Below are 26,322 nucleotides of genomic sequence, written 5' to 3' on the forward strand. Positions count from 1 at the left end.
GCCTGTCAGCGGAACGTGCCGAGGTCGAGGTTCATCAGGCGCGACTCCACGCGTTCGAACGCACGCCCGAGTTCCTCGGCCGTGGGCGCCACACGCGCCCAGGCGCCGATGTCGAGGGGCGGTACGAAGTCGTCGGCGGCATGTGACACGTCGAGCGCATGGACGATGTTGTCCGAGAGGTGCAACACGTCGTTGAGGCTGGCCGACGGCCCGCCGGGCACGTCGTGGTGCTGGCGCACGGCATCGGCGATGACGGGTGCCAGGCGCCAGTGCCGGGCCACCATCCCGCCCACCACGGCGTGATCGATGCCGAGCAGCTCGCGTTCCGCGTCGATCGGCGGCACGTCGTGCCGGGCGGCCCACGCGAGCGTCTCGTTGAACACGTCGGGGAACGACGTGGCGAGCGCCAGCGTCCCGATGTCGTGCAGCAGGCCGGCGGTGTAGGCTGCACACGGGTCGATGCCACGAGGTTCGGCCAGGAACTGCGCGCACACCGCGGTGCCCAGCGCGTGGCGCCAGCTGCCTGCGATGTCGAACGCCGGGCAGGCGGCCGGATCGAAACGGGCCATGACCGCGGCCGTCAGGGTGGCCGCCGAAAGCGTCTGCACCCCGAGGATCTGCACCGCATCGCGCAGGCTCACCACGCGGCCGCTCACGCCGTAGAACGGGGAGTTCGCGAGCTTCAGCGTGACGGCCGTGAGGCCCGCGTCGCAGGCCACGAGGCGCACGATGTGGTCCGGCGACGCGGTGTCGCTCCGCAAGGCCTTGTCGAGCGCATGCCACACCTGAGGCAGCGGTGGCAAGGCCTTCACGCGGGCCGCCACCTGTTCGCCCGTGACCTGCAGGATCGAGGCCATGTTCATCGCGGCTGCGGCGGGGTGTGGGCGCGGGCCTGGCGGTACTTCAGCATCTGCGGGTACAGCGGGTGGATGCGGCCGGCGCGAAGCGAATGGCGGAAGAGGTGGTCGATGCGGGTCTGGGCGGTGGGCGAAAGCCCGTCGAGCCCGGCGCGGGCGGAAAGCATCGGGTTCATGCGGCAAATTCCTTGTCGTAGTCCGGCATCGGGATCACGGACAGCAGGTTGCCGCGGGGCTCGCCGTGGCCGTCCATCGGGGAGCAGGACAGCAGGCACGATCGTCCCCCCACCCGGCCGGGGCGGTGGCGCCCGTCGGGCTTGTGCCAGGCGCTCATCCAGTCGGGTGGCAGCGCGTCGGCGGCGTCGCGGCCCACGAGCACGGGGGACGCGGCCAGCAGCTGGCGGGCCTGCCGGTTCACGAACACGATGGTGCCGTCGGCGCCGATGCCGATCGAGGCGGTGGGCAGGTTCTCGATCAGGTCCTGTGCCGTCAGCGCGCGCACCTCCTCGAGGCCCAGGCGCTCGCATTGCTGCGCGAGCATCCGTTGCTGGCGTTCGTTCGCCTGGACGAGTTCGAGGTTGGCGTTGCTCACCTCGGCCGACAGGCGGCGGTTCTCGTCCGACAGGTTCTTGCGGCGGAAGGCCTCGGCCACGTGGTCGCGCAGCAGGTCGTCGTCCCATGGTTTCGTGAGGAACTTGTGGATCGTGCCCTCGTTCACGGCGTCCGTGATGGACTGCAGCTCGGTGTGCCCGGACAGCACCATGCGCACCGTGTCCGGGTACAGCGCCTTCGCGTGGCGCAGGAACTCCACGCCGGTCATGCCCGGCATGTGCTGGTCGGAGAGGATCACGTCCACGCCGTGTTCGGCGAGTTTCGCGAGGCCTTCGGGGCCGCTGCGTGCCGAGACGATCTGGTAACCCTCACCCCGCAGCGACCGCCGCAGCGACACGTGCACGTTGTCCTCGTCGTCGACGAGCAGCAGCGTGGGCTGGCGCGTGCCGCGCTGGAGGTGCCGCTCGGGCAGCCGGGTGCCCTCGCGCAGCAGTTGTTCGAGCTGGGCCGGCGGCAGCGGCTTGCTGAAGATGTAGCCCTGCATCAGGTCGCAGCCGTTCGAGATCAGCAGGTTGAGCTGGCCCTCGGTCTCGACCCCTTCGGCCAGCACCTTGAGTTTCAGGCCCTGGGCCAGCATCAGCACCGACCGGGTGATCGACACGTCGGCGGACGACGCCGTGACATCGTGCACGAGGGACCGGTCGATCTTGAGCACGTCGAAGGGCAATGCACGCAGCACGCTGAGGTTCGAGTAGCCGGTGCCGAAATCGTCGAGCGAGATTTCCATGCCGATGGCGCTCAGCTCGTTGAGCGTGCGGCGCGCGTGTTCGAGGTCGCGCATCAGCACCGACTCGGTCACCTCGATGCCGAGGTGCGCCGGGTTGGCGCCGGTCTCGAGCATCACCGCCTGCAGCCGCCGCGAGATGTCCGGCTGCTCCAACTGGCGTGGTGACAGGTTCACGCCGATGCGCACCGTGGGCAGCCCGGCGCGGGCCCAGGCCACGCTTTGCTGGCACGCGGTGCGGAACACCCATTCGCCGAGTGGCACGATCAGGCCGCTTTCCTCGGCGATGGGTACGAACTCGGCCGGCGACACATTGCCGAACGCCTCGCTGTGCCAGCGCAGCAGGGCCTCCACCGCCACCACCGTGCCATCGCGCAGGTCCACCTGCGGCTGGTAGTGCAGCGTGAACTCGTTGCGCTCGAAAGCCCGCCGCAGCGCGGCGTCGAGCTGGTTGCGCCGTGCGGCCGACTCCCCCACCTCGCGGGTGAAGAAGTTGATGCGGGCACCGCCTTGTCCGCAGGCAGTGTGGGCGTGGTCCAGCAGCTCGGCGGGGTTGACCCCGTCGCGCGGGAGCAGCGCGATGCCGATCTGCCCTTCGGCGACGAACTCCGCACGGTCCAGCGTGCCGGGGGCACCGAGTGTCGCGAGGATGCGGGTGGCGGTGTGCAGCGCGGCGGATTCCTCGGCGCCGAGTGCGGGCTCGAGCAGGATCGCGAATTCCCCGCCTCCCAGGTGGGCCACGGTGTCTTCCGATCTGCACGTGGCCACCAGGCGGGCGGCCAGCGAGGTGGCCAGCGCATCGGCGGAGGCCAGGCCCATCGTGGTGTGGAGGCGGTCCACGTCGGGCACGCGCAGGTACAGCATCGCGAGCGACCGGCGGTCGCGCAGGGCGTTCTCGGCCGCGTGGGCGGTGCGTTCGAGCAGCAGCGTGCGGGTGGCCAGGCCGGTCACCGGGTGGTAGTTCACGAGGCGATCGATGCGGTCGCGTGCCGAGGCCTGCTCGGTGATGTCCTTCAGCATCGCCACCGGCCGGGCGCGGGTGTCGCCCTCGGACATCTCCAGGGTGCCTCGGTGCAGCACGCGCAGCTCGCTGCCGTCGGCACGCAGCAGGCGGTGGTGGCATTCGAACGGTTTGCCGAGCACCGCGCGGCGCCACTGCTGCAGCACATGGGCCCGGTCTTCGCGGGGAATGCAGCGCAGCGCGTGGCGCAGCGGCGTCTGGCTGGACTGTGGCGGCGCCTGCAACAGCGCGCGGGCGCCGGCCGACAGGCGCACTTCGGCGTGCGCCAGCACGATCTCGATCGAGCCGCTGCGGCACAGCAGTTCGGTGCTGAGCAGCATCTGCGCGCGCCAGCTGGCCACGCGGTGCACGCGGGCCAGTTCGCTGGTGTCGCTCAGTGTCGTGAGGCTGGCCGTGCGGCCGCGATAGACGATGTTGCGTTCGAACACCCGCGTGTCGAACACCGTGCCATCGCGGCGCAGGCTGCGCGAGGCGTACGGGGCGTGGTGCAGGCCATCGTTGCGCAACTGGCGGACCTCGCGGATGCGGGCGCGGGCGTCCGGGGGCACCAGTCGCAGGGGATCGGTGCCGACGAGTTCGCCTGCGGCCCAGCCGTGCATCTGCGCGTACTTCGGGTTCACGTACTGCAGCAGCTCGTCCTGGATGATGCAGATGCCGACGTCGGTTTCCTCCACCACCTGGCGGAAGTCCAGCGGGTCGTCGGGCTGCTGAGGTGCCAGGGTGTCCTCGGTGGCGACGGCGCGCAGGGTCCGGGGCACGTGGGTTTCGTCGTGGAGCAAGAGGATCGAGTTCATGGCGCTTTCCCGGTCGGGGTCCTACGCCCTTGTTTTCGGCAGGTGGCGGGGCCGCGGCAGTGAGGTGACCTCGGTGGCTGCTGTGCTGGATGGAGACGCTGCTTGCCGGTGAATTACGTACACCGTGTCGGTGGTTTCGTGGCCGGCGGCCCCTCTGGTAAGGTCAGTGGCCCATGCACACGTTCAACCTGATTCTCCTGGCGGCCGGCCTGCTCACGCTGATGAGCCTCGTGGCCGGCGTGATGTCGGCCCGCCTCGGCCTGTCGTTCCTGCTCGTGTTCCTCGTGGCCGGCATGCTGGTGGGCGTCGACGGCCCCGGTGGCATCCGCTTCTACGACACCCAGCTGACCGCCTGGGTCGGCAATGCGGCCCTCGCCATCATCCTGCTCGAAGGGGGCCTCAGCACCCGTGTGGCCACGTTCCGGGCCGGGCTGCGGCCGGCCATCGGCCTGGCCACGCTGGGCGTGGCCGTGACGGCGGGCATCGTGGGCGCCACCGCGATGGCCGCGATGGGCGTCGACTGGCGCTACGGCCTGCTGCTGGGGGCCATCGTGTCGTCGACGGACGCCGCCGCCGTGTTTTCGGTGCTGCGGCACGCCGGGGTGCAGCTCGACACCCGCGTGTCGTCCACGCTCGAGGTGGAGTCGGGCCTGAACGACCCGATGGCCGTGTTCCTGACCCTCGCGTTGATCGACACCATCCGGGCCGACAGCGGCCTGGCGGATGCGCTGTGGCTGCTGGTGCGGCAAGCCGGGTTCGGGGCGGCCGTGGGCTTGTCCGCCGGGTGGGCCATGGCCTGGCTCATGCGGGCGGTGTTTGCCCGGGCGCCGCACCAAGGCGGGCTGCTCGCCCTCATGCTGCTGTCCGCCGGCCTCGTGGTGTTTGCGTCGGCGGGGTTGATCGAAGGTTCGGGTTTCCTCGCGGTGTACCTCTTCGGCGTGCGGGTGCGCGCGTTGGCCGACGAAGCCTCCCGCGGCGCCGCATCGGCCCTCGACGGCTACGCATGGGCCGCACAGGCCGGGCTGTTCCTGCTGCTGGGCCTGCTGGTGTCACCCAACCAGATGTTCGAGGATGCGGGACGCACGCTGGCCGTGGCCGCCACGCTGATCTTCGTGGCCCGTCCGGTGGCCGTGGCCTTCTGCCTGCTGCCCATGCGCTTCAGTCCGCGCGAGGTGCTGTTCATCGGCTGGGTGGGGCTGCGCGGTGCGGTGCCCATCGTGCTGGCGCTGTTCCCGCTGATGGCGCAAGTGCAGGGCAGCTACCGGTTCTTCAACGTGGCCTTTGCGGTGGTGCTGCTGTCGCTGCTGCTGCAGGGCACGTTCCTGTCGGTGGCGGCCCGCTGGCTGCGGGTGGTGGCCGATCCCAAGGCGGGCGGTGCGGAGCCGGTGCGCCTGCGGGGGCACCTGCTGCTCGACGGGTCCCTGCCGCTCGCCGATGTGTGCCACTTCTTCCAGGTGCCGCTGCCGGAAAAGGCGTCGTCCACGCTGGGCGACTGGCTCGAAGAGGCGCTGATCGGCGACGCGTCGCAGCTGACCTGGCATGGCGTGGTGTTCGAGGTGACAGAACGCGAGGGGGACGGGGTGGCGCAGGTGCGCGTCACGCTGGCGCGGTCATGAGCGGATTCCGGTGGGTGCTGTGGGTCCCGGTGTTGGCCGGGCTGACCGGGGCGTTCGCCTTCTCGGGAACGGTCACGCACGTCACCGATGGCGACACCGTGTGGGTGCGGCCGGACGGCAGCCGGCCGGTGCCGGTGCGCCTGTATGGGATCGACGCGCCCGAGAGCTGCCAGGCCGGCGGCCCCGAGGCCACCGAGGCCCTTGCCACACGGGTGCTGCGCCGCGAGGTGACGGTGGATTCGTCCGCCCACGACGGCTACGGCCGGGTGGTGGGCACCGTGTGGCTGCGGGGCGAGGACATCGGCGCCTGGCTCGTGGCGCAGGGCCACGCGTGGAGCCCCGGCTACCGGCGCGCCAACGGGCCCTATGCCGACGAAGAACGCCTCGCCCGCACGCGCCACCGTGGCTTGTTCGCCGCACCGGCGATCGAGCCGCGCCAGTTCCGGCGCGACCATGGGCCGTGCCCGCGCCCGCCAGGCAAGCGTCAGCCCGCCACGGGCCGGTAGCGGGATCAGCGCCGGCGCAGCGTGCTCTTGCCGAAGAGGCTTTCGATCAGGTCCACCGCCACCTCGGCGGTGCCGTTGCGCACATCGAGCGCGGGGTTGAGCTCCATCACGTCGAGCGAGCCGAGGCGGCCCGTGTCGGCGATCATCTCCATGCACAGCTGGGCTTCGCGATAGGTGGGCCCGCCGCGCACGGTGGTGCCCACGCCGGGGGCCACGTCGGCGTCGAGAAAGTCCACGTCGAAGCTCACGTGCAGGTGCGTGTGGGTGTCGAGCGTGGCCAGCGCGAGTTCCATCGTGTGGCGCATGCCCATCTCGTCGATGAACCGCATGTCGAACACCTCGAGGTCCATCTCGTGGACGAATTCCTTCTCGCCCTTGTCCACGCTGCGGATGCCGATCTGGCGCACCCACTTCGGGCTGATGGCCGGCACGTGGCCGCCGATCTCGATCAGTTCCTTCGGGCCGTGGCCGCAGAGGCAGGCCACCGGCATGCCGTGCAGGTTGCCGCTCGGCGTGAGGGTGTGGGTATTGAAGTCGGCGTGGGCGTCCAGCCACAGGATGCGCAGCTTGCGGTTCGTGTCACGGCAATGCCGGGCCACCGCGCTGATGGAGCCGATGCCGAGGCAGTGGTCGCCGCCGAGCAGGATGGGGCGGCGGCCGAGCTGCAACTCGGCGTACACCGCGTCGTGCACCGCGAGGTTCCACGCGAGCACCTCGGGCAGGTGCCGGTAGCCGTCCACCGGGGGCAGTCCGGGGTTGGGCGGGCCGGCGAGGTTGCCGCGGTCGGCCACGTCGAGCCCGTGCCCGGCGAGCACGGGGCCGATGTTGGCCACGCGCAGGGCCTCGGGGCCCATGCTGGAGCCGCGAGTGCCCGCGCCCACGTCCGTGGGGGCACCGATCAGGCTGACGGGTTGGTTCATCGCGGGCCCCCGGTGGTGACGGACTGACTCAGATGTCGGCGGACAGCCCGCCCTTGTCGTTCTCGGGCAGGTCGAAGCCGTACTCGGCTTCGAAGTACCCCCAAGCTTCCTCGGCGGTTTCGACGAACTTGAAGAGCTCGAGGTCGAGCGCGCTGATCATGCCCGTTTCCACCAGCCAGTCGAAATTGATGAGCTTCGTCCAGAACTCTCGCCCGAAGAGCAGGATGGGGCGCTTGCGGCACTTGCCGGTCTGCATCAGCGTGAGCACCTCGAACATCTCGTCGAGCGTGCCGAAGCCGCCCGGGAAACACACGAGCCCGATCGAGCGCATCAGGAAGTGCATCTTGCGCAGGCCGAAATAGTGGAACTGGAAACACAACTCCGGCGTGATGTACGGGTTCGGGGCCTGCTCGTGCGGCAGCACGATGTTCAGGCCGATGCTCTTGCCGCCGATCTCGAACGCCCCGCGGTTGCCGGCTTCCATCACGCCCGGGCCGCCGCCGGTGACCACGTACAACGGCGTGGTCATGGAGCGCGAGCGGGTGGTGACGATCTGGGCGAACCGGCGTGCCTCTTCGTAGAAGCGCGACATCGACAGGTGGCGGTTGGCGATGGCGAGCGCCGTGGCGTTGCCGGCCGACGTGGCATCGGCCACGAGGCGTTCGGCCACTTCCTTCGACACGATGCGGGCACTGCCGAAGATCACGACGGTGGACTGGATGCCGAGCTCCTGCTGCACCATTTCGGGCTTGAGCAGTTCGAGCTGCATGCGGACGGGGCGCAACTCCTGGCGGAGCAGGAATTCGGTGTCGGTGAACGCGAGGCGGTACGCGCTTTCAGGGGCGTCGTACAGCGAAGGCGGAACGACGTTTTCGGCTTCTTGCTGCGCGGAAGGGAAGTTGCGAGCGGTCAGATCGGAGCGTTTGTTCATGAGAGACAGCTTAACGCGCCGGCCCGTTCTCGGCCACCGTGGCCGCTATCGCGGACCGGCGCTGCAGACGGGGCAATCGGGATCGCGCGCCGCGCGAATCTCGGTCCACGACATGTCGCGGGCGTCCAGCATCTGCAGCCTTCCTGCAAGGGACGTGCCCACCCCGGCCAGCAGCTTCAGCGCCTCGGCGGCCTGCATGCTGCCGACGATGCCCACGAGCGGCGCCCACACGCCCATGGTGGCACAGCGCACTTCCTCGGCGGGCTGGTCCGGCGGGAACAGGCACGCGTAGCAGGGCGCCGCCGGGTCGCGGGAATCGAAGACCGATACCTGGGCGTCGAAGCCGATGGCCGCCCCCGACACCAGCGGCTTGCGGTGCTTCACGCAGGCGGCGTTGACGGCCTGACGCGTGCCGAAATTGTCGCTGCAGTCGACCACCACGTCGGCGTGGGCCACCAGTTCGGCCAGCCGGTCGGCATCGGCGCGTTCCTGCAGCGCGGACACCCTGACATCGGGGTTGATGGCGGCGATGGCGTGTGCCGCCGACGTGACCTTGGGTTGCCCCACGCGAGACAGGTTGTGTGCGATCTGCCGTTGCAGGTTCGTCACGTCCACGGTGTCGTGGTCCACGATCGTGATGTGCCCAACCCCCGCCGTACCGAGGTACAACGCGACGGGCGACCCGAGTCCGCCGGCACCGATGACGAGTGCGTGCGACGCCAGCAGGCGTTGCTGCCCTTCGATGCCCACCTCGTCCAGCAGGATGTGGCGCGAGTAGCGCAGGAGCTGGTTGTCGTTCATGGGGACGCTGTCACCCCGGCAAAAGCCGGGGCCCACTGGGGCGGTGGGTCCCGGCCTTCGCCGGGATGACGGAGAGGGTCAATTCGTGTTCGTCGCGTCTTCCGGCTTGCGCTCGGTGGCCGTCTTGGACACCTGCACCGGCTTGTTCTTCAGCTGGTTCAGCGCTTGCATCAGCGGGAAGTCTTCCGGACTGCCCAGTTCCGGCGGCGGCTTCAGCGGCGACTTGCCCGCCTTCGCGGCGTCTTCCTCATAGCGCTTGCGGGCTTCTTCGCGTGCCTTCTCGCGTGCGATGTCCTTCTCTTCGGCACCTTGGCCGCTTTGCAAGTGCTTGTCGAGGTCGGCTTCGCGGGTGTGCAGGGCGGAGTAGCGCGGGCCCTCGGCGGTTTCGTCCAGCATGATGTCGGGCACGATGCCCTTGGCCTGGATGGAGCGGTCGCTCGGCGTGTAGTACCGCGCGGTGGTGATCTTCACGGCCGCGCCCGAGCACTTGTCGATGCTCTGCTGTTCCTGGCTGAGGCAGATGAGCGACTGCACCGAGCCCTTGCCGAAGGTCTGCGCGCCCATCACGAGTGCGCGCTTGTGGTCCTGCAGTGCACCGGCGACGATTTCGCTGGCCGAGGCGGACCCTTCGTTGACCAGCACCACCATGGGCACGGTCTTGATGGCATCGGGCAGCTTGCTCAGTGGGTCCGGCGGCAGCGAACGCAGCAGGCCGCGGCCCTCGGGGTAGAGGTAGTCCTTCGGGTTGGCGCGCAACACCGACTTGGACGACGCGAGCTGGCCCTTCGTGGAGACGATCACCACGTCGGGTTGCAGGAATGCCGATGCGATGGCCACGGACGCGGCGACGGAGCCGCCCGGGTCGTTGCGCAGGTCGAGCACGATGCCCTTGAGCTTCGGGTCTTCCTTGTAGACGTCCTCGATGCGGCGAACGAAGTCTTCGACGGTCTTGTTCTGGAACTGGCGCACCTGCAGCCAGGCGTAGCCCGGTTCGACGACCTTGGCGCGCACGCTCTGCGCCTGGATCTCGGCGCGCACGATGGGCACGGTGAAGCTGCGCGACTCGGACTTGCGGAAGATCGTGAGCACGACCTTCGTGTTGGGTTCGCCGCGCATCTTCTTGACGGCCTGCTCGACCGTCAGCCCCTTGACCTGGGTGTCGTCGACCTTGGTGATGAGGTCGCCGCTCTTGATGCCGGCCTTGAACGCGGGGGACCCTTCGATCGGGGTGATGACCTTCACGAGGCCATCTTCCATGCCGATCTCGATGCCCACGCCGACGAACTTGCCGGTGATGTTCTCGGAGAATTCGCGGACGTTCTTCTGCTCGATGTACTGGCTGTGCGGGTCGAGGCCGGACACCATGCCGCCGATGGCGTCGGTGATCAGCTTCTTCTCGTCGATGGGCACCACGTACGTGTTCTTGACGATGTCGAAGACGTGCGTGAGCTGCTGGATTTCATCGAGCGGGTAGGGCACCGCCGCGTTGCGCGCGGTTGCCTGCAACTGCATGGTGGTCAGCGCACCGGCCACTGCACCCAGCGTGATCCAGCCGGCAACTTTCAGTTTCGAACCCATAGATGAACAACTCCTGGCCGGGACCACCGGCAAACGGAAAAAACTCGATTTCAGTATATGACGCGGGACCCCCGTTTTGAGGGGGAAGACACGGGGAAGTTTCACCCCATTTGAGTGGATTCACGCACCGGGATCCGGGGGGCTGCATCCGATGGCTTCTGCCGGATTGCCGGGTGTTGCCGGCGCGCATCGGTGGCGTGGCGCGGGGAGAGGGGCCTCGCCGAGAAACCGTGATGTTTGACCGCAGCGCAAAAGTCCGCAGCGAGGACCGTTCATAACCGGAGGAAAACAGGGGGTTTTGTCACGTTCAGCCTTCGCGCTGGATGGCACTATGCAGATGTGTCACAACGTTCCACCGAGGCATCAAATGAGCGAGCTTCACCACAGTCTTGAAACGATGGGTGTCTTGCAGTTTCTGTTCGCGGTGGCGTTCCTGATCTGTTACTCGCTTGCCATCGGCGATTTCCTCGGCCCGGGCGCCCGTGTGAGCGTCGGGTTGTTCGGGCTCGTCTCGGCCGTCGGGTTCTCCGTGTTCACCGACCCCTGGGTCCACGGGGTGCTCCTCACGGCCTTCGCCGTGATCGGCATCGGCCTGTTCCTCGGCATCGCCTGGATGCTCAAGCTCGTGTTTGCCTCGGCCGTGGGTGAAGTGTCCGTCGAAGCCGCCTACGGCGATGCCCTGTCGGCATCGGCCACCGAACCGGCGCCGCTGCCTGAAGCGCTGCCGCAGCCCCGTACCTCGCCCGACCCGGTGACCGAAGCCCCCATCGGCCGACTGCTCGGCAGCGACGTTCCCTCGTTCGACCAACGCGCCTCCTGACCTCCGCGCCGTGAGGCGCAGGTGGGCGGGAACGCCGATTGCCATATCTGCCGGGTTGTCTGTTGGAGGGATCGACATGGCCATCCGGTTCCGCCTGCCCGTGTGCCTCGAATCGCAGTGGCGGCGCCGCTTCGTGCTCGCCTTGCGCGACCTGGAGCCGCGGCTGTCCGAGTTCGAAAGCACCGTGATTGCCGCCAGTGAGTTCGACCACTGGTGCGACATGGACCCCGAGCAAGCGGCGGAAGACTTTGCCGACGAACTGCCGCTGGTGCCGTCGGGCTGGGTGAAGCCGAGGCCCAGGTGAGGGGTGGTCCCGCCGACAGGAATCGAACCTGTATTTGCCGCTTAGGAGGCGGCCGTTCTATCCATTGAACTACGGCGAGGGCCGCGCATTTTAAGCGCACGGTTCCAGCACATGGCAACGGAATGCCGAGGCACGTGTCGGAATCCGCCGACACGAGGCTGGGTCATGGGCCTACGGGCACGCCCGCCGGGGCCATTCACACTGGGTTCGCGTCCGGGATTGTTCCGGCGCATCGAAGGGGAGATCGAGATGACTGACGACATCGCGGTGGGGATGCCGCGGCGGGGCTGGTCGGCCGTGGGTGGCAGGGTGATGCCGCCTGCCACGGGCCGCGCGGCCGAAGAACCCGACACGGCGCCACCCCGTGCGCGCCGCGAACTCACTGGCCACGTCTCGTTTGCCTCGTCGGACGGCCTGCTCGGTCCGGGCCGCCGCTTGCGGTTCCGCCGAGCCCGGTGGGCGCGCCAAGCGCTCGTCTGGCTGCTCGTGGTGCTGCTCGCCCCGGCCGTTGCCGGCTGGGCGTGGGGGCTCGTGGGCGGCACCGTGCGCTGACCGCTGGCGACAACAAACACTTGCGAACATTTCCGGCGCCACGCCGGGCTTTGTCCTACATCCTAGGGTTTCCACTTGGGTCACACTGCACTGCAGCAGAGACCCAACAGGAGCACTTCGATGGGATTCAACGAACTGACTGGCAAGTACCGACGCCTGCGCACCGAGTTGGAGGAGGCCTACGCCGCCCCTGCCTGGAACCGCCCGAAGATCGACCGCATCGCGGACGAGATCGTTGCCACCGAGATGGCCCTGGCCTCCGTCCTTCCGCATGAGGACGAGGAGCAGCTTCGGCTAGAGATGTAGCCCCCTACGGCGCTTCGCGCCGGTCCCCCCAAGGGGGAGCCCACGGTCGCCCGGGGGACCCGGGCTCGGTGGTAGCTTGATCTGTCGCTCGCTGCGCTTGCTCTCCTGGCGCACGCGCTGCGGGGCTTTGCCGCTTCGCTGGCTCGCCCTCGGCGCGCCGATCCAGCCGATGCGCAGCGAGGCGAGATGAGCCTGCACGGCGTGCGCGCGGGATAGGTAACGGTGGCGCTGGAGACAGTGGTCGCGCGGGGGATTGGCCACTCGGAGCGCTCGAGCAAAGGTCCAGGAAGCTGGTGTTCAGGTGTTTTCTTGGTTCCTTCTTTTTCACCAGTGTGTGGACCGGACACATGGTGGACAGGTGTGCGGAGACATGGTTGACACATTGTCGGTAGCTCAGGACTCCCGTAGGTCGATCTCCCCGAGCTTTTGNTGTGTGTGGACCGGACACATGGTGGACAGGTGTGCGGAGACATGGTTGACACATTGTCGGTAGCTCAGGACTCCCGTAGGTCGATCTCCCCGAGCTTTTGATGGACAAAGTAGACCTCGAAGAGGCCGTCTCGCTTGGGGACGGGGCGCAGTGCTACAGGTAGCCCCTGAAGTCCCTTGGCGACCTTGAAGTATTTCTTCTTGAAGCGGACTGAACCGCCCCACCTGACCGTTGAGACGATGTCGTCCGGGCCATATTCGATTGGAGGCAGCCGCTCTGGATAGCCGCGCTCGCTCATTCGATAGCGGCTGCTCGGTGTGGCCAGATCCAGCGCTTCGTGAGGTCGCTGATCGTTGTAGACGTGGCGCCATCGTTCGAACTCGCGCTGCGCGTGAGGGAGGTCGGCAAAGATCCTCCCTTTGAGCACCTCTGCCTTGAAGGAACGATGGAAGCGTTCTTCCTTGCCGTTTGTCTGAGGGTGATATGGCCGGCTGTAGCTGACGCGGATGCCCAATCGCACCAGCCACAACGCCAACGCACTGAGCTGCCCGGGTTCACGCGGAGAGCCCCACGGAGGGCCGTTGTCGGCATTGATGCGAACAGGCAAACCGTAGGTCCGGAAGACACGCACCAGGTGGTTGTGGACGACCTCGTTTTCCTCTCTGGCGCAGGCACGAATAGCCAAACTGAAGCGTGAGTGATCGTCCAGCAGCGTCAGAGGATGACAGCCGCCAGCGGTAGTTTTGATGAGGCCTTTGAAGTCAATCTGCCACAGCGCATTCGGATGTTCGTGTTCGAACCGCCGCCAGGGCTGGGCGGCTGCGCTCGCCTCAGGGCTGATCAGCCCGTGCCGGTGCAACACTGTCGTGACAGTACTGGGCGCGATCTCGCCGAATCCCAGGTCCTGTAGCCGGCGAGCGATCTTGCGGCCACCCCACGCCGGATGTTCAAGGCGGAGTGCAACAACGGCCTCGGCCAGCGGCAGCGGCGTGATCGACGGCATCGACTTTGGTCGGCGCGAGACGTCCGCCAAGCCGGCAGCGCCATAGCGCTCAAAGCGGTCCAGCCACTTGTAGCAAGTCTGGGCGCTGATGCCGAAACGTCGACACAACTCCCGGCGATTGGCTCCGTCCTGGCGGGCCAAAGTGACGAACTCATGTGCTCCAGGGCATGGGTTGCACCTCCTGCGGCCAATACGACCACAGGTGTCAACCATGTCCCCGCACACCTGTCACTCATGTCCCCGGTCCATACACACCAGAAAAAGAAGGGACTCGGCTGCCGGGCCGAGACCCGGCGCGGCCTCGCCAGAGAAAAAGCCAACCCGCAGCGAGCAAACAGGGGGCATCCACCCCCAAGCCCATCAATCCCACCGCCAAGTCCAGATCAAGTCCATTGAGTTGTCCAGCCCCGACTGCGCGCGCAGCGTGAAGCGGCGTGCGATGCGGTAGATGAGCTGCCACGTGCCCTGGGTGGCGTTGAGGCCCCGCTCGTAGCCCACGTACCAGCGGCGTGACAGCTGCTTGCCGAGCGAGACCACGGTGTCGCGGGAATCGCCTTCGGTCTGGCGCACGGAGAGGTCGTCGAGGCCGATGGTCTGCAGCACCTGGTCGGTCACGCCCGGGCTGTCGCCGGCCAGCAGGGCCATCGCGGCGCGCTGGAGCAGGGCGGTGTCCGAGCTGCCCAGGCCGTCGCTGGCACGGCCCAGCATCAGCCACGACAGCTTGTCGATGTCGGACATGTCGGGGTCCGAGAACAGCCGCACGCGCACGTTCAGCGCCGTGCCGGTGATGGCCACCCCCACGCGCACGTCGAGGTTCGGCCGCGTGGCCTCGATGTCGAGGCGGGGGTCGTTGACCGGGCCGTTGAACGTGATCACACCCCGGTCGATGCTCAGCTTCTGGCTGTACGCGGCGTAGGTGCCGCCCACGGCGCGGATGCTGCCGGTGAACGCCGGCAGGCCGTTCGGCGTGGTGATCTTCAGCTCTCCCTGCAGGCCGGTGTCGATGCCCCGGCCTTTCAGTTGCAGGTGTTCGCCCAGGCCGATGGCCAGGTCGATGGACACGTTGCGGTGCCGCTGCGGCGTGACCGGGGGGAGGGGCTGTTCGTCGGCCGTGCGGTTCGCCACCGTGACGTCGCTGCCGAGCGACGGCGCGTCTGAACGCGTGAAGTCGATGAGGCCCTCGTCCACGCCGAACTTGCCGGCGATCTTGACGTTGTCGCGTTCCAGGGTCACGTCGCCCTGGCCCGACACCACGATGCGGCGGTCTATGCGGCCGAGCAGCTGGAATTTCTCGGCGGTGAGCTGCAAGTGCGCGCGCGGCGACTCACCGAACTGGGCGTCGCCGGTGAGGCCGACGGTGCCCGCGCCGCCGCGTGCGGTCAAGCGGTTGATGCGGGCCGTGTCGCCCTTCAGCGAGATGTCGACTTCCCCGTCTGTGACGTTCACGCCCTCGAGGATGTTGCGCACGGCGACGCCGTTGCCGATCATCTGGCCGGTGTACTCGGGCGCGCCGAAACGGCCGCCCAGGCTCGCCGTGGTGCGCATGCGGCCTCCGAGCCGCCAGCCGGTGGGCACCCAGGCGCCCCAGGTGCCCAGGTTCTCGACCTGCGCCTCGAACACCCCCTGCAGCGGGGCGTCGGCGTCGGGCCACGCGCGCTGGGGCGAGGTGCGCGCCACGAACGCACCTGCCGCCACGCCGAGCTGCTTGCCGGCCAGGCCCTGCGTGAAGGTCCACACCCCGTCCTGGGCGTTGAGCGCGAGCACGAGGTCGGTCAGGCCGAGCGCCTGCGTGCCGCTGTCGTCGGTGACCGTCAGGTCGCCGCTCACCCGTTCGAGCACGATGTCGGCACTGAAATCGGCGGTCTGGCGCACCACCACCTTGCCACCGATGCGCAGGTCACCGCCCCAGCCGAACTCGGGCTGTGCGCGGGCGAGGAGGGGCGCCACCGCCAGGGGCTCCAGCTCGGCCTGCATGTCGAGCTGCTGCGTGCGCACACCCTGCTCGGGGTGCCATTCGATGCGGTCCCAGCGCAGCCCGGCCGTGAAGATGTCGGCGCGGCCCGCGGACATCACGAACCGCGGCGACGGGCCGGCCAGCACTTCGAGGCCCACGTTGCGTGTGTTGAGCCACGGCGCGGCGCCGGCCTGGCTGCTGCGCAGGTCGAGCTGCTGCAGGGTGCCCTTCCACGACAGCGGCGGAGGGGCCGGGCCACCGGGTTCACTCGCAAACACCCCGCCCGCGAGGTTGCCTTGCGCGTTGGCAGTCACCAGCGTGCGGGTGGGCACGCCGGCCGGCTGCGCACGCGTCTGCAGGCCGTCGGTCCAGGCCGGGGGCGCGGCCTTGAGTTCGGCGCGCAGGTTGAAGTCATGCGCGGCTGCGGTGCCCTTCAGCGTGAGCTGCGAGGCGCCGAGCTGCTGGGTGCCCCAGCCGGCCTGGTCGATGTTGGCCTGGACCTCGAGCGGGCCGTCCGCGGTGGTGCCGATGTTCCAGCGCACGTCGCCTTTGTTCACCGCCAGCGGGCCTGCGTGAATGGCGCTGGCATGCACCTGGCCAGACGTCATGACGTTGGGCCAGCGGCCGCTCACCTCGGTGCTGGCCTTGACCGTGCCGCCAAGTGCCTCGAGCAGGCCGGACTCGGCCGCGCCCGGGATGAGCCGGAGCACCGGGGCGAGGCGCGCGAGCACCGGGGCGTCGGCAGTGAGTGTCCACCGGTCCCGCACACCCACGGTGTCGGGCGCCAGCTGGCCTTCCGCTTTCACGCTGTTGCCGTCGACGTCGAGTTGGGCATTCGCCTGCAGCAAGTCGGCGGCCGTGGCGCGGCGGAGGTTGAGCGTGCCCGTCAGGGGCACGCCGGCCAGCACGCTCGCGGGGATTTCGGCACTGGCGGTGCCGCGCAGCCCGGCCAGGCGGGCCACGGGGGCACGCCCCCGGTCCCCGGCGGGAACATCGGGCACGGTGAGGTCGGTTTCGGCCTTGACGTTGAGGCGGTGGGGGCCCGCCTGCCAGCCGGCGTTGAGGGCGCCCGGGAACCAGGGGCGCGGGTCGAAGTCCACGAGGCCGGCCTTGGCGAGCACACGCCAGGCCGATGTGCCCCGTTCGGCGCTGCCGGCGAGGGTGGCCTTGGCCCCCCCTGCGGCGGCTTCGAACGTTTTCACGTCGATGCGCTGGGCGTTGCCCGCGGCCTCGAGGCGCAGTTGCACCGGGCGATCCAGGTCGATCAGGCGGCCGCTGAGGTGCGTGTCGGCCGTGAACGTGGGCAACGCGGCCCGGGTGCCGTCGGGGGCCGTGGGCCAGGTGCCCGACGCGGTCACCGGGCCGGTGAGCGTCATTGCGGGCAGGCTGGCGTCCACCGCCGAGGGCCGCACCTGTTCCAGGTCGGCCTTCAACGAGAAGCGGTCGGCGGCCCAGTGGCCGGTGCCGCGCAACACGCCGGCGTCGCGCCGGCCGTCGGACAGCAGCGCCTCGAAGGTGGTCAGGTCGAGCGGGCCCGCCGCACGGGTGCGTCCGCGCAGGTCGATCTTGAGGCTGCGGGCGGGAACGTGCCGCTCCGACCACGGGCCGGGTTTGGCGTTGACGATGTTGCCCTCGAACCGCAGGCCGCCGGAGGCCCCCTGGGCGCGGTCGAGCGGGTCGATGCGCACATTGCCGGTCAACGACGTCATGGGGCCGCGGGCCACGAGGGCCGACACGTCGAACGCCTGGGTCTTCAGGTCGAGTTGGGTGAGCGGCCAGGGGACCTCGGGCTCGATCTTCGCGGAGGCATCGAGCGACTGTCCCTTGCCGCGCACCTCGAGCGCCGTGGCGAACCCGGCCAGCGGGCCCTTGGCGCGCAGCCGGCCCTGCCAGTCCTTGCGCAGGGCACTGGCCCACGCGGGCAGTGCCTGGCCGGGGGTGGCACCCGCCGGGTCGGCCTGCACCGCGTCGAGGGCCACGTCGAGGGCCAGGTCACCCACCGCGTCGATGTGGCCGTGGCCCGTGATGGTGAGGGGCTCGGCGCGCACGCTCACGTTGTCGAAGTGGTGCCTGCGGCCTTCGTCGAGGCCCATGTGCACCTCGCCGTGCACATCGCGCAGCGGGTAATCGGCCAGGCCGGGCACGTAGAGTTCACCGGCCACCACCTCGTGCACCTCGATCTCGACCGGCAGTTGCAGGCGTTTGGGCAGCTTGAGCGGGTCGGTGCTGCCGCTCGGCTGGACGGTGATGGTCACGCGGCTCGCGTGGAGCGATGCCGCACGCACCCGCGCCCAGGTGCCGGGGTAGCGGGTGTAGGCGATGGACAGGCCCTTCCACACCGGGTCGTCGACCACCACCTTCGTGCGTCCGGCGCTGACCACCACCTGCCTGGCGCTGAAGTCACCCACCAGCGGCCCGGATGGGTCGATGACCTGCACCCCCACCCCGATGCGCGACAGGTTCGCGAGCAGCCAGGCCGTGCCGCGGGCATTGCCCACGGCCCAGAACAAACCGAACAGCGCGCTGCCCACGACGACCAGCGTCAGCACCATGGTCGTGAAGCCGATCCACAGGCCGAGCCGGCGGCGCCGGCGCGCGGGCGGCGGTGCGTCCGGCGGCGGTGCCGCGGCGACGGTCGATTCGTCCGCTGCCATCAGAACGCGATTCCCACGCTCAGGTGCAGCCGCACCTTCCGGAGGTCCTGGCCGTAGGCGAGGTCGAGTCGCAGCGGCCCGACCGGGCTGCGGTAGCGCAGCCCGAGGCCGTAGCCGAGGGCGGGTTCGAGGGCGCCCCAGTCGTCGGCCGCATTGCCGGCATCGACGAACGCGGCCCACCACAGGCTCGGCAGCCGCTGCGTGAACGGGTGGGCGATCTCCGCGCTGCCGGTCAGCAGCACGCGGCCGCTCGAGACGGCACCATCGCGGATGGGGCCGAGCGTGCGGTACGGGTACCCCCGCACCGACTCGTCACCGCCCGCGCGGAACAGCAGCGGGTCCGGGATGCCCACCTGGTTGTCCGCGAACACCTGGCCGGCTTCGATGCGCACCTGGGAGTACCAGCTCTTGCCGAGGGGCCAGTAGAAGGTGTTGCGGGAGTAGAGCCGGGCGAAGGGGCCGGAGTTCGCGTAGTTGGACCGGGCATACCCGGCGCCGGTCTGCAGCGACGAGGACATCCCCTTCGTGGGCAGCACGATGCTGTCGAGGTCGCGCCACACCCAGTTGTAGTTCAGCGAGAGCGCCCGCGTGTCTTCCTCCGCGCCGTTGGCGCGCCGGAGTTCGCTGGTGAGCCACTCGCCGTACACGAGGCGCTCGATGCGTTCCGAATCGAGCGAACGGCCGAGGCGAACGCGGCTGTTCAGCGAGATTTCGCCGGCGGCCTCTTCGCGTTTCAGGCTGGTGGCGAGCAGCCTGCGGTAGCCGCGGGGGTCGGGGTTCGAGATGAGTTCACCTTCCCACGACCGCAGGTTGCCACCGAGCTCCACCTTGTTGTAGACCTGCCCGTTCCAGCCGAACGGCCGGCGGTGGCGGTGTTCGAGGGTGACGCGAAAGCGCGTGGTGTCGCTGTAGCCGAAGCCGGTGGTGGCCTGCTGCAGCGTCTGTTCGCGCACCCGCACGCGCACCGGCGTGGCCGCCGCGGTGGCCGGGTCGGGGTCGATGTCGACCGAGACGGTTTCGAAGAACCCGAGCTTGAAGAGCCGGTCCTGGAAATCGAGCAGGCGCTTTTCCGTGTACGGCGTGCCGGGTGGCAGGTTGGCGAGGTTGCTCACCACGGTCCGGTCGTAGCGTTGCAGCCCTTCGATGTTCAGTTCACCGATCAGGAACTGCGGCCCGCTTTCCAGTTGCCCCGACAGCGCGACCGTGTGGGCGCGGGCATCCACCTGGGCGTGGGTGGTGGACCACGTGGCGGTGGGGTACCCCTCGGAGCGCATCGTGGCCAGGGCGCCATTCTTGGCGGTGTTCCACGCGACCTGGCGGAACGGCTCGCCGGGCGACAGGCTCCAGCGTTCGTTGATGAGCTTCAGCAGCGCGATGGCGTCTTTGTCGCCGGCGTCGATCTTGCGCTGCAGTTCGGCCCCAGGCTGCACGTCGAGCGACGTGACGGTGCTGCGCGGCCCGGGGGTCACGTGCAGGCGCACCAGCGGCACGCCGTCGTCGGCGGTGGCCCGCTCGACGGTGACGTCGGCGGAAAAGTAGCCTTCGGTCTCCAGCAGCGACCGCGCCTGGGCCGGCGCGGCGTTGGCCAGCCGGTTCAGTTCGGCGGGCGTGATGCTGTCGGCCTGCGCCGCGCCCTGGAACCGCGCCAGGTCGAGGTAGGTGGCGAGCAGCGTGCGCAGCTCTCGCGGTGCGTCCACTTCGAGCCGGTACGTGGCGTCGGCGGGCGACGACGCCGCTGCCGCGGGTGGCAGCGGCGTGTCGTTCGGCGGCGGGGTGTGGGCCGGCAGCAAGCCGCAGGCACAGAGGCTCAGGCACACCGACGCGCCCGCCAGGCCACGGGCCACGCCAAGGACGTTCGTCATTTGCTCAACAGCCGCATGGCCCCTTCCAGGCCTTGCAGGGTGAGGGGGAACATGCGGTGGTTCATCAGCTGCTGGACGATCGTGATGCTCTGGCGGTAGCCCCAGACGCCGGCCGGTTCCGGGTTGATCCATGCGTACTTCGGAAAGGCGTTGGTGAGCCGCTGGAGCCATTCAGCCCCGGCTTCCTCGTTGTTGTATTCGACGCTGCCGCCGGGCTGCAGGATCTCGTACGGGCTCATCGTGGCGTCGCCGACGAAGATGAGCTTGTAGTCCTTGTTGTACTTGCGCAGGATGTCCCAGGTGGAGAACTTCTCGCTGTAGCGGCGGCGGTTGTTCTTCCACATGTAGTCGTACACGCAGTTGTGGAAGTAGTAGAACTCGAGGTGCTTGAACTCGGCCTTCGCGGCGCTGAACACTTCTTCCACGCGGTGGATGTGCTCGTCCATCGTGCCGCCCACGTCCATCAGCAGCAGCACCTTCACCTTGTTGTGCCGCTCGGGCACCATCTTCAGGTCGAGGTAGCCGGCGTTGGCCGCGGTGGCGCGGATGGTGTCGTCGAGGTCCAGTTCGTCGGCTGCGCCTTCGCGGGCGAACCGCCGCAGGCGGCGCAGCGCCACCTTGATGTTGCGGGTGCCCAGTTCGAGGTTGTCGTCGTAGTCCTTGAACTGGCGCTGGTCCCACACCTTCACGGCGCTCTTGTTGCGGCTCTTGTCCTGGCCGATGCGGATGCCCTGCGGGTTGTAGCCGTAGGCCCCGAACGGCGACGTGCCGCCGGTGCCGATCATCTTGTTGCCACCCTCGTGGCGTTCCTTCTGTTCCTCGAAGCGCTTCTTGAGCGTCGCCATCAGCTCGTCCCAGCCCATCTTCTCGACGAGGGCGCGTTCCTCGGGGCTCAGTTCCAGCTCGAACTTCTTCTTCAGCCACTCGAGCGGGATGTCCTTCGTGAAGTCGGCCAGCAGTTCCACGCCCTTGAAGTAGGCGGCAAAGGCCTTGTCGAACTTGTCGAAGTGGGCTTCGTCCTTCACGAGCGACGTGCGGGCGAGGTAGTAGAAGTCGTCCACGGTGGGGCCCGTGTCGCCGTCGATCACGCCGGACTTGACCGCTTCGAGCAGCGTCAGGTACTCCTTGACGGACACCTTCAGCTTCGCGGCGCGCAGGGTGAAGAAGAAATTGATCAGCATGGTGGGTGATTCTCCCGCATGGGGCGGAGCAGGGCCGTCGCCAGGGTGTCTGCTGCGGGCGGGGCGGCCGCCCGTGTTTCCATGATGCCGCGAATCGGGTTTCACCCTTGCGGAAAATCCCCTCAAAATGGGCCGGCCGGGCGCACCAGTGCGGGGCGCACGAGGGGCTCGATCGCCCCCCGGGGCCGCCTCAGCGGTTGTGCTTCTGCATGAACACGAGCTTCTCGAACAGCGAGACGTCCTGTTCGTTCTTCAGCAGCGCGCCCACGAGCGGCGGCACGGTGACCTTCTCGTCCTTCGATTGCAGCACGTCGAGGGGGATGTCCTCGGCGACGAGCAGCTTGAGCCAGTCGATCAGCTCCGACGTGGACGGCTTTTTCTTCAGGCCGGGCAGGTTGCGCACGTCGTAGAACCGCTTCAGCGCGGACGTCAGCAGTTCCTGCTTCAGCCCCGGAAAGTGCACTTCGACGATCGACTTCATCGTGTCGGCGTCGGGGAACTTGATGTAATGGAAGAAGCAGCGGCGCAGGAACGCGTCGGGCAGTTCCTTCTCGTTGTTCGACGTGATGAACACGAGCGGGCGGTGCTTGGCCTGGATCAGCTCGCGCGTTTCGTAGCAGTAGAACTCCATGCGGTCGATTTCACGCAGCAGGTCGTTCGGGAACTCGATGTCGGCCTTGTCGATCTCGTCGATCAGCAGCGCGACGGGCTGGTCGGCCGTGAAGGCCTGCCACAGCACCCCCTTGACGATGTAGTTGTGGATGTCCTTGACCCGCGCGTCACCGAGCTGGCTGTCGCGCAGGCGACTCACCGCGTCGTACTCGTAGAGGCCTTGCTGGGCCTTCGTGGTGGACTTGATGTGCCATTGGAGCAACGGCAGGTTCAGCGCCTGCGACACCTCTTCCGCGAGCATCGTCTTGCCCGTGCCCGGCTCGCCCTTGACGAGCAACGGCCGCTTCAGCGTGGCGGCCGCGTTCACCGCGAGCATCAGATCGTCCGTTGCGACGTAGTTGTCAGTGCCTTTGAACTTCATGCGGGCGTGTCGGTTGAGGGTGTCGGCTCAGTATAAGGGCCCCTATAATCGCTGGTTGACTGAAGACTCGCCCGAAGAACCATGAACCAGCTGTTCTCCAAATTCCTCCCCGTGGTGGTCACTGCCCTGATGGGAACCGCCTCGGCGGCCCATGCCGAGCAGGTCACGCCGAGTGCGGCCGCGGGCGAGAAGAAGGCGGCCATGTGCATCGGCTGCCACGGCATTCCGGGCTACCAGGCCAGCTTCCCCGAAGTGCACAAGGTCCCGATGATCGGTGGGCAGGGCGCGAAGTACATCGTGGCGGCGCTGGGCGAGTACCAGAAGGGCGACCGCAAGCACCCGACGATGAAGGCCATCGCCGCATCGCTCACCGAACAGGACCTCGCCGACCTCGCCGCCTTCTACGAGAAGCAGGGCGTCGCGGGCGCCGAGAAGACCGTGCCGCCCGCGCCGGCCAACGTGACCGCCCTGCTGGACAAGGGCAAGTGCGTCACCTGTCATGGCGCCGACTTCAACACCGCCATCAGCGGTGAGTACCCGAAGCTCGCCGGCCAGCACGCCGACTACCTCTACGTTGCGCTGAAGGCCTACCAGACCACCGGCAAGCCCAACGTGGGCCGTGCCAACCCCACCATGCAGGCCCAGATCCAGGGGTTCACGCATGCCGAGTTGAAGCTCCTGGCCAACTACCTCGGTTCGCTGAAGACCGACCTCACGGTGCAGCCGCAGTCGCGCTTCCGCTGAAGCCGGCACCGCCCCGTTCGAGCAAGGCCGCACGAAGTGCGGCCTTTTTCTTGGGCGCCGCGTATGCGGACGGCCGGACGGGGGCACACTGGTGCGACAAGCGCCTTCCTGGTGTCTGAATCCAAGATGTTGAAGAAGATTCCCGTATCCCAGGTCCGGCTCGGCATGCACGTGCACTCGCTGTGCGGGGCATGGCTTGACCATCCGTTCTGGAAGACCAAGTTCGTCATCGACGACACCTCCGACCTGCAGAAACTCCAGTCCAGCGGCGTCGATGCCGTCTGGATCGACCCGGGCAAGGGCCTCGACGTGGCCGTGGCGCCTCCGCCACCCCCCGCAGGACTGGCCGCGGCGCCTGTCGCGCCACCGGCCCCTCCGGCACCGCGGGCGACCGAGTTCGACGAAGAGGTGCGGCGCGCCAGCGTGCTGATCGGCAAGGCCAGGCAGGCCGTGGCGGCCATCTTCTCGGAAGTGCGCCTCGGGCGCGCCATCGACGCCGAGGAGTGCCTGCCGCTCGTCGACGAGATTGCCAGTTCCGTGTGGCGCAACCCGGGCGCGATGATCAGCCTCGCGCGGCTGAAGACCCACGACGACTACACGTACATGCATTCGGTCGCGGTGTGCGCGCTGATGGTGTCGCTCGCCCGCCAGCTCGGCGCCGACGAGCAGGAGACCCGCGTGGCGGGCATCGCGGGCCTGCTGCACGACATGGGCAAGGCCTTGATGCCGCTCGACGTGCTGAACAAGCCCGGCAAGCTCACGGACGAGGAATTCCGCGTCATCAAGTCGCACCCCGAGCGTGGTTTCGAACTGCTCCAGGGGGGAACCGCCCCGGCCGCCGCACTCGACGTGTGCCTGCACCACCACGAGAAGATGGACGGCAGCGGCTACCCGAAGGGCCTGCGCGGCGACCAGATCTCGAAGATGGCCCGCATGGGTGCCGTGTGCGACGTGTACGACGCCGTCACGTCCAACCGGCCGTACAAGGCCGGCTGGGACCCTGCCGAGGCCATCCGCAACATGGCCGAATGGCGTGGCGGCCATTTCGACGACGCCGTGTTCCAGGCGTTCGTGAAAAGCCTGGGCATCTACCCCACCGGTTCGCTGGTTCGCATGCATTCCGGGCGGCTCGCCGTGGTTGTCTCGCAGAACGAGCGTTCGCTGGTGACGCCCATGGTCAAGGTGTTTTTCTCGACCCGGTCACAGATGCACATCCCGCCCGAACTGGTCGACCTGGCACAGCCGTCGTGCAACGACCGCATCGCCGCGCGCGAGTCCAACGCCCAGTGGAAGTTCGCGCACCTCGAAGAGTTGTGGGCCGGTCCCGACGCGCTCCGGCGCCTCGGCAAATAGCCCGGCATGCCCCCGAGTGGGGGCATGCGGATCCCTTCCATGCTTCCTCGGGGGCGGCCGCCTAAACTCCGCCCTTTGCACGGAGACAGGACATGCGCCGCTGGTTTGTCGTGGGAAGCCTCGTGGTGTCGCTGGCCGCATCGGCCTCGGCACAGACCCTGCGCTGGTCGTCCCAGGGCGACCCGCAGACCATGGACCCGCACTCGCAGAACGAGTCGCTGACCAACCAGATGAACGGGCAGGTCTACGAGACCCTCGTGAACCGGGGCAAGGCCCTCGAGCTGGTGCCGGTGCTGGCCACCGAATGGAAGCAGGTGGCGCCCACCCGCTGGCGCGTCAAGCTGCGCCCGAACGTGAAGTTCCACGATGGTGCGCCGTTCACCGCCGACGACGTGATCTTCTCGCTGCAGCGCGCGAAGGCGGGCACGTCGGACATCGGTGCGTACGCCGCGGCGCTCGGCACCCCGAAGAAGATCGACGCGCTCACGGTCGAGTTCGAGCTGGCGCAGGTGAACCCGGTGTTCGAGCAGCACCTGACCACGCTGCCCATCATGAACCGCGCCTGGGCCGAGAAGAACAAGGCCACCGAGCCCGCGAACTTCAAGGGCAAGAGCGAGAACTATGCGTCGTTCCATGCGAACGGCACCGGGCCATTCATGCTGGTGTCGCGCCAGCCTGACGTGAAGACCACGTACAAGCGGAACCCCGCCTGGTGGGGCACGTTCGAAGGCAACGTGCAGGAGGTGGTGTACACCCCCATCGCGAGCGATGCCACCCGCACCGCCGCGCTGATCTCCGGCGAGATCGACTTCGTGCTCGACCCGGTGCCGCAGGACGTGCAGCGCCTGCGCACCACGTCCGGCGTCAAGGTCATCGACGGCCCGGAAAACCGCCTCCTGTTCATCGGCATGGACCAGTCCCGCGACCAATTGCTGTACGGCAGCGTCAAGGCCAAGAACCCGTTCAAGGACGTGCGCGTGCGCCGCGCGCTGTACCAGGCCATCGACATCGAGGCCATCAAGTCGCGCCTGATGCGCGGGCAGTCGCTGCCCACCGGCGGCATCACGCCGTCGCCGCTCGGCGCCTACAACGATCCCGAGATCGAGCGCCGGCTGCCCTATGACCTGGAGGCCGCGAAGAAGCTGCTGGCCGACGCGGGCTACCCGGCCGGCTTCGAGGTGACGCTCGACTGCCCGAACAACCGCTACATCAACGACGAGGAGATCTGCCAGACCCTGGCGGCGATGTGGGCGCGCCTCGGCGTGAAGGTGCGGGTCAATGCGATGCCACGCAGCCTCTACTTCCCGAAGTTGCAGAAGCAGGACACGTCGATGTACCTGCTGGGCTGGGGCGGCTCCATCACCGATGCGGAAACCCTCATCACACCCATCCTGCGCAGCCGCAGCGACACCACCGGCTCATGGAACTTCGGCGGCGTGAAGGACGAGAAGATCGACGAACTGGCCGCCGCGTCGAGCCGCGAGCCGGACCCGAAGAAGCGCGAGCAGCTGATCCGCGAGCTGCTCAAGCGCCACAACGAGCAGGTGCTCCACCTGCCGCTGCACCGCCAGGTGATCCCGTGGGCCGCCCGATCGAATGTCACGGTGGTCCACCGGGCGGACAACTGGCTGGAATGGAGCTGGGTCAAGGTGGCCAAATGATGGACACGGGGCGCGCTGCGTTGGCGCGTCCATGAAGACAGGGTACGCTCGCGCCTTTCCGCGGCGGGCGCACCCGCCGCGGCCCATTCATTTGCCATCGTGTCC

Annotated in this window: 21 protein-coding genes and 1 tRNA gene; 9 read left to right on the plus strand and 13 right to left on the minus strand. The window is 68.3% G+C overall.

From position 1 onward, the window contains the following. Positions 1–5: 5 nt before the first annotated feature. Genes ASC87_RS14175 through ASC87_RS14180 form a run of 3 tightly spaced genes read right to left on the minus strand, consistent with a single transcriptional unit; the run spans position 6 to position 4,008 of the window. Positions 6–863 (minus strand): HDOD domain-containing protein, encoded by an 858-nt coding sequence (locus tag ASC87_RS14175; protein WP_082568628.1) that lies wholly within the window; start codon positions 861–863, stop codon positions 6–8. Continuing rightward, entirely contained in the window at positions 860–1,033 is a 174-nt protein-coding gene (locus ASC87_RS31880; protein WP_157604045.1) for a hypothetical protein, read from the minus strand. The genes ASC87_RS14175 and ASC87_RS31880 overlap by 4 nt, the downstream gene beginning before the upstream one ends. Then, entirely contained in the window at positions 1,030–4,008 is a 2,979-nt protein-coding gene (locus ASC87_RS14180) for an EAL domain-containing protein (RefSeq protein ID WP_056662820.1), read from the minus strand. The genes ASC87_RS31880 and ASC87_RS14180 overlap by 4 nt, the downstream gene beginning before the upstream one ends. 173 nt (positions 4,009–4,181) lie before the next feature. Here ASC87_RS14180 and ASC87_RS14185 point away from each other — a divergent pair, with 173 nt between their 5' ends. Together ASC87_RS14185 and ASC87_RS14190 are read left to right on the plus strand one after the other, a co-directional pair. Then, a complete protein-coding gene (locus ASC87_RS14185) occupies positions 4,182–5,624 on the plus strand; it encodes a potassium/proton antiporter (protein ID WP_056662822.1) in 1,443 nt (480 codons plus the stop codon). Beyond that, a complete protein-coding gene (locus tag ASC87_RS14190; RefSeq protein ID WP_082568629.1) occupies positions 5,621–6,130 on the plus strand; it encodes a thermonuclease family protein in 510 nt (169 codons plus the stop codon). The genes ASC87_RS14185 and ASC87_RS14190 overlap by 4 nt, the downstream gene beginning before the upstream one ends. 5 nt (positions 6,131–6,135) lie before the next feature. Here the strand turns inward: ASC87_RS14190 and rocF are convergent, their stop codons facing one another. The 4 genes from rocF to ASC87_RS14210 all read right to left on the minus strand — a co-directional run bounded on the left by rocF (position 6,136) and on the right by ASC87_RS14210 (position 10,360). After that, entirely contained in the window at positions 6,136–7,050 is a 915-nt protein-coding gene (gene rocF / locus ASC87_RS14195; RefSeq protein ID WP_056662831.1) for an arginase, read from the minus strand. 28 nt (positions 7,051–7,078) lie between these two features. Then, a complete protein-coding gene (locus ASC87_RS14200; RefSeq protein WP_056662833.1) occupies positions 7,079–7,981 on the minus strand; it encodes a TIGR00730 family Rossman fold protein in 903 nt (300 codons plus the stop codon). 45 nt (positions 7,982–8,026) lie between these two features. Continuing rightward, positions 8,027–8,782, minus strand: a complete 756-nt coding sequence (locus ASC87_RS14205; protein ID WP_056662838.1) for a HesA/MoeB/ThiF family protein — start codon at positions 8,780–8,782, stop codon at positions 8,027–8,029. 78 nt (positions 8,783–8,860) lie between these two features. After that, entirely contained in the window at positions 8,861–10,360 is a 1,500-nt protein-coding gene (locus ASC87_RS14210) for a S41 family peptidase (protein ID WP_056662841.1), read from the minus strand. A 367-nt stretch (positions 10,361–10,727) separates the two neighbouring features. Between ASC87_RS14210 and ASC87_RS14215 the strand changes: the two genes are divergently transcribed. Both ASC87_RS14215 and ASC87_RS14220 read left to right on the plus strand, forming a co-directional pair. Beyond that, positions 10,728–11,180, plus strand: coding sequence for a hypothetical protein (locus ASC87_RS14215; RefSeq protein ID WP_157604046.1), 453 nt, complete (start codon positions 10,728–10,730; stop codon positions 11,178–11,180). Between the two features lie 76 nt (positions 11,181–11,256). Further along, the gene (locus tag ASC87_RS14220) at positions 11,257–11,484 is read left to right on the plus strand and encodes a hypothetical protein (RefSeq protein ID WP_056662847.1); all 228 of its coding nucleotides are present in this window, start codon (positions 11,257–11,259) and stop codon (positions 11,482–11,484) included. A gap of 4 nt (positions 11,485–11,488) precedes the next feature. Here the strand turns inward: ASC87_RS14220 and ASC87_RS14225 are convergent. Then, positions 11,489–11,563: transfer RNA gene (locus tag ASC87_RS14225), tRNA-Arg, on the minus strand. A gap of 170 nt (positions 11,564–11,733) precedes the next feature. Between ASC87_RS14225 and ASC87_RS14230 the strand changes: the two genes are divergently transcribed. After that, positions 11,734–12,036 (plus strand): hypothetical protein, encoded by a 303-nt coding sequence (locus tag ASC87_RS14230; protein WP_157604047.1) that lies wholly within the window; start codon positions 11,734–11,736, stop codon positions 12,034–12,036. A gap of 120 nt (positions 12,037–12,156) precedes the next feature. Continuing rightward, positions 12,157–12,342 (plus strand): hypothetical protein, encoded by a 186-nt coding sequence (locus ASC87_RS14235; protein WP_056662853.1) that lies wholly within the window; start codon positions 12,157–12,159, stop codon positions 12,340–12,342. Positions 12,343–12,836: 494 nt separating this feature from the next. Here ASC87_RS14235 and ASC87_RS14240 read toward each other — a convergent pair whose 3' ends face one another. From ASC87_RS14240 to ASC87_RS14260, 5 genes are all read right to left on the minus strand, one after another. Then, positions 12,837–13,988: an IS481 family transposase gene (locus ASC87_RS14240; RefSeq protein ID WP_056662913.1), complete on the minus strand. Its 1,152-nt coding sequence runs from the start codon at positions 13,986–13,988 to the stop codon at positions 12,837–12,839. Between the two features lie 147 nt (positions 13,989–14,135). After that, positions 14,136–18,383, minus strand: coding sequence for a translocation/assembly module TamB domain-containing protein (locus ASC87_RS14245; protein WP_056662857.1), 4,248 nt, complete (start codon positions 18,381–18,383; stop codon positions 14,136–14,138). After that, on the minus strand, positions 18,383–20,245 hold the full coding sequence (locus ASC87_RS14250) for an autotransporter assembly complex family protein (RefSeq protein ID WP_056662860.1): 1,863 nt from the start codon (positions 20,243–20,245) through the stop codon (positions 18,383–18,385). Before ASC87_RS14250 ends, ASC87_RS14245 begins: the two co-directional genes overlap by 1 nt. Beyond that, a complete protein-coding gene (locus ASC87_RS14255) occupies positions 20,242–21,426 on the minus strand; it encodes a VWA domain-containing protein (protein WP_056662864.1) in 1,185 nt (394 codons plus the stop codon). Before ASC87_RS14255 ends, ASC87_RS14250 begins: the two co-directional genes overlap by 4 nt. A gap of 190 nt (positions 21,427–21,616) precedes the next feature. Then, positions 21,617–22,459, minus strand: a complete 843-nt coding sequence (locus ASC87_RS14260; RefSeq protein ID WP_056662868.1) for a MoxR family ATPase — start codon at positions 22,457–22,459, stop codon at positions 21,617–21,619. An 81-nt stretch (positions 22,460–22,540) separates the two neighbouring features. Between ASC87_RS14260 and ASC87_RS14265 the strand changes: the two genes are divergently transcribed. From ASC87_RS14265 to ASC87_RS14275, 3 genes are all read left to right on the plus strand, one after another. Continuing rightward, positions 22,541–23,203, plus strand: coding sequence for a cytochrome c (locus ASC87_RS14265; RefSeq protein WP_056662871.1), 663 nt, complete (start codon positions 22,541–22,543; stop codon positions 23,201–23,203). A gap of 126 nt (positions 23,204–23,329) precedes the next feature. After that, complete coding sequence (locus ASC87_RS14270) at positions 23,330–24,556, plus strand: HD-GYP domain-containing protein (RefSeq protein ID WP_056662874.1); 1,227 nt, start codon at positions 23,330–23,332, stop codon at positions 24,554–24,556. A gap of 92 nt (positions 24,557–24,648) precedes the next feature. Then, entirely contained in the window at positions 24,649–26,217 is a 1,569-nt protein-coding gene (locus ASC87_RS14275; RefSeq protein WP_056662876.1) for an ABC transporter substrate-binding protein, read from the plus strand. Positions 26,218–26,322 lie beyond the last annotated feature (105 nt).

The sequence above is a fragment of the Rhizobacter sp. Root1221 genome (assembly GCF_001425785.1).
GTDB lineage: Bacteria > Pseudomonadota > Gammaproteobacteria > Burkholderiales > Burkholderiaceae_C > Rhizobacter.

What these genes read in the sequence shown, in the direction of transcription:
- ASC87_RS14245 (WP_056662857.1), bottom strand. Translation starts at nt 18,383, where the DNA reads ATGGCAGCGGACGAATCGACCGTCGCCGCGGCACCGCCGCCGGACGCA.
- ASC87_RS14180 (WP_056662820.1), bottom strand. Translation starts at nt 4,008, where the DNA reads ATGAACTCGATCCTCTTGCTCCACGACGAAACCCACGTGCCCCGGACC.
- ASC87_RS14185 (WP_056662822.1), top strand. Translation starts at nt 4,182, where the DNA reads ATGCACACGTTCAACCTGATTCTCCTGGCGGCCGGCCTGCTCACGCTG.
- ASC87_RS14255 (WP_056662864.1), bottom strand. Translation starts at nt 21,426, where the DNA reads ATGCTGATCAATTTCTTCTTCACCCTGCGCGCCGCGAAGCTGAAGGTG.
- ASC87_RS14275 (WP_056662876.1), top strand. Translation starts at nt 24,649, where the DNA reads ATGCGCCGCTGGTTTGTCGTGGGAAGCCTCGTGGTGTCGCTGGCCGCA.
- ASC87_RS14230 (WP_157604047.1), top strand. Translation starts at nt 11,734, where the DNA reads ATGACTGACGACATCGCGGTGGGGATGCCGCGGCGGGGCTGGTCGGCC.
- ASC87_RS14205 (WP_056662838.1), bottom strand. Translation starts at nt 8,782, where the DNA reads ATGAACGACAACCAGCTCCTGCGCTACTCGCGCCACATCCTGCTGGAC.
- ASC87_RS14265 (WP_056662871.1), top strand. Translation starts at nt 22,541, where the DNA reads ATGAACCAGCTGTTCTCCAAATTCCTCCCCGTGGTGGTCACTGCCCTG.
- ASC87_RS14215 (WP_157604046.1), top strand. Translation starts at nt 10,728, where the DNA reads ATGAGCGAGCTTCACCACAGTCTTGAAACGATGGGTGTCTTGCAGTTT.
- ASC87_RS14200 (WP_056662833.1), bottom strand. Translation starts at nt 7,981, where the DNA reads ATGAACAAACGCTCCGATCTGACCGCTCGCAACTTCCCTTCCGCGCAG.
- ASC87_RS14235 (WP_056662853.1), top strand. Translation starts at nt 12,157, where the DNA reads ATGGGATTCAACGAACTGACTGGCAAGTACCGACGCCTGCGCACCGAG.
- ASC87_RS14250 (WP_056662860.1), bottom strand. Translation starts at nt 20,245, where the DNA reads ATGACGAACGTCCTTGGCGTGGCCCGTGGCCTGGCGGGCGCGTCGGTG.
- ASC87_RS14175 (WP_082568628.1), bottom strand. Translation starts at nt 863, where the DNA reads ATGAACATGGCCTCGATCCTGCAGGTCACGGGCGAACAGGTGGCGGCC.
- ASC87_RS14260 (WP_056662868.1), bottom strand. Translation starts at nt 22,459, where the DNA reads ATGAAGTTCAAAGGCACTGACAACTACGTCGCAACGGACGATCTGATG.
- ASC87_RS14190 (WP_082568629.1), top strand. Translation starts at nt 5,621, where the DNA reads ATGAGCGGATTCCGGTGGGTGCTGTGGGTCCCGGTGTTGGCCGGGCTG.
- rocF (WP_056662831.1), bottom strand. Translation starts at nt 7,050, where the DNA reads ATGAACCAACCCGTCAGCCTGATCGGTGCCCCCACGGACGTGGGCGCG.
- ASC87_RS14220 (WP_056662847.1), top strand. Translation starts at nt 11,257, where the DNA reads ATGGCCATCCGGTTCCGCCTGCCCGTGTGCCTCGAATCGCAGTGGCGG.
- ASC87_RS31880 (WP_157604045.1), bottom strand. Translation starts at nt 1,033, where the DNA reads ATGAACCCGATGCTTTCCGCCCGCGCCGGGCTCGACGGGCTTTCGCCC.
- ASC87_RS14270 (WP_056662874.1), top strand. Translation starts at nt 23,330, where the DNA reads ATGTTGAAGAAGATTCCCGTATCCCAGGTCCGGCTCGGCATGCACGTG.
- ASC87_RS14210 (WP_056662841.1), bottom strand. Translation starts at nt 10,360, where the DNA reads ATGGGTTCGAAACTGAAAGTTGCCGGCTGGATCACGCTGGGTGCAGTG.
- ASC87_RS14240 (WP_056662913.1), bottom strand. Translation starts at nt 13,988, where the DNA reads ATGGTTGACACCTGTGGTCGTATTGGCCGCAGGAGGTGCAACCCATGC.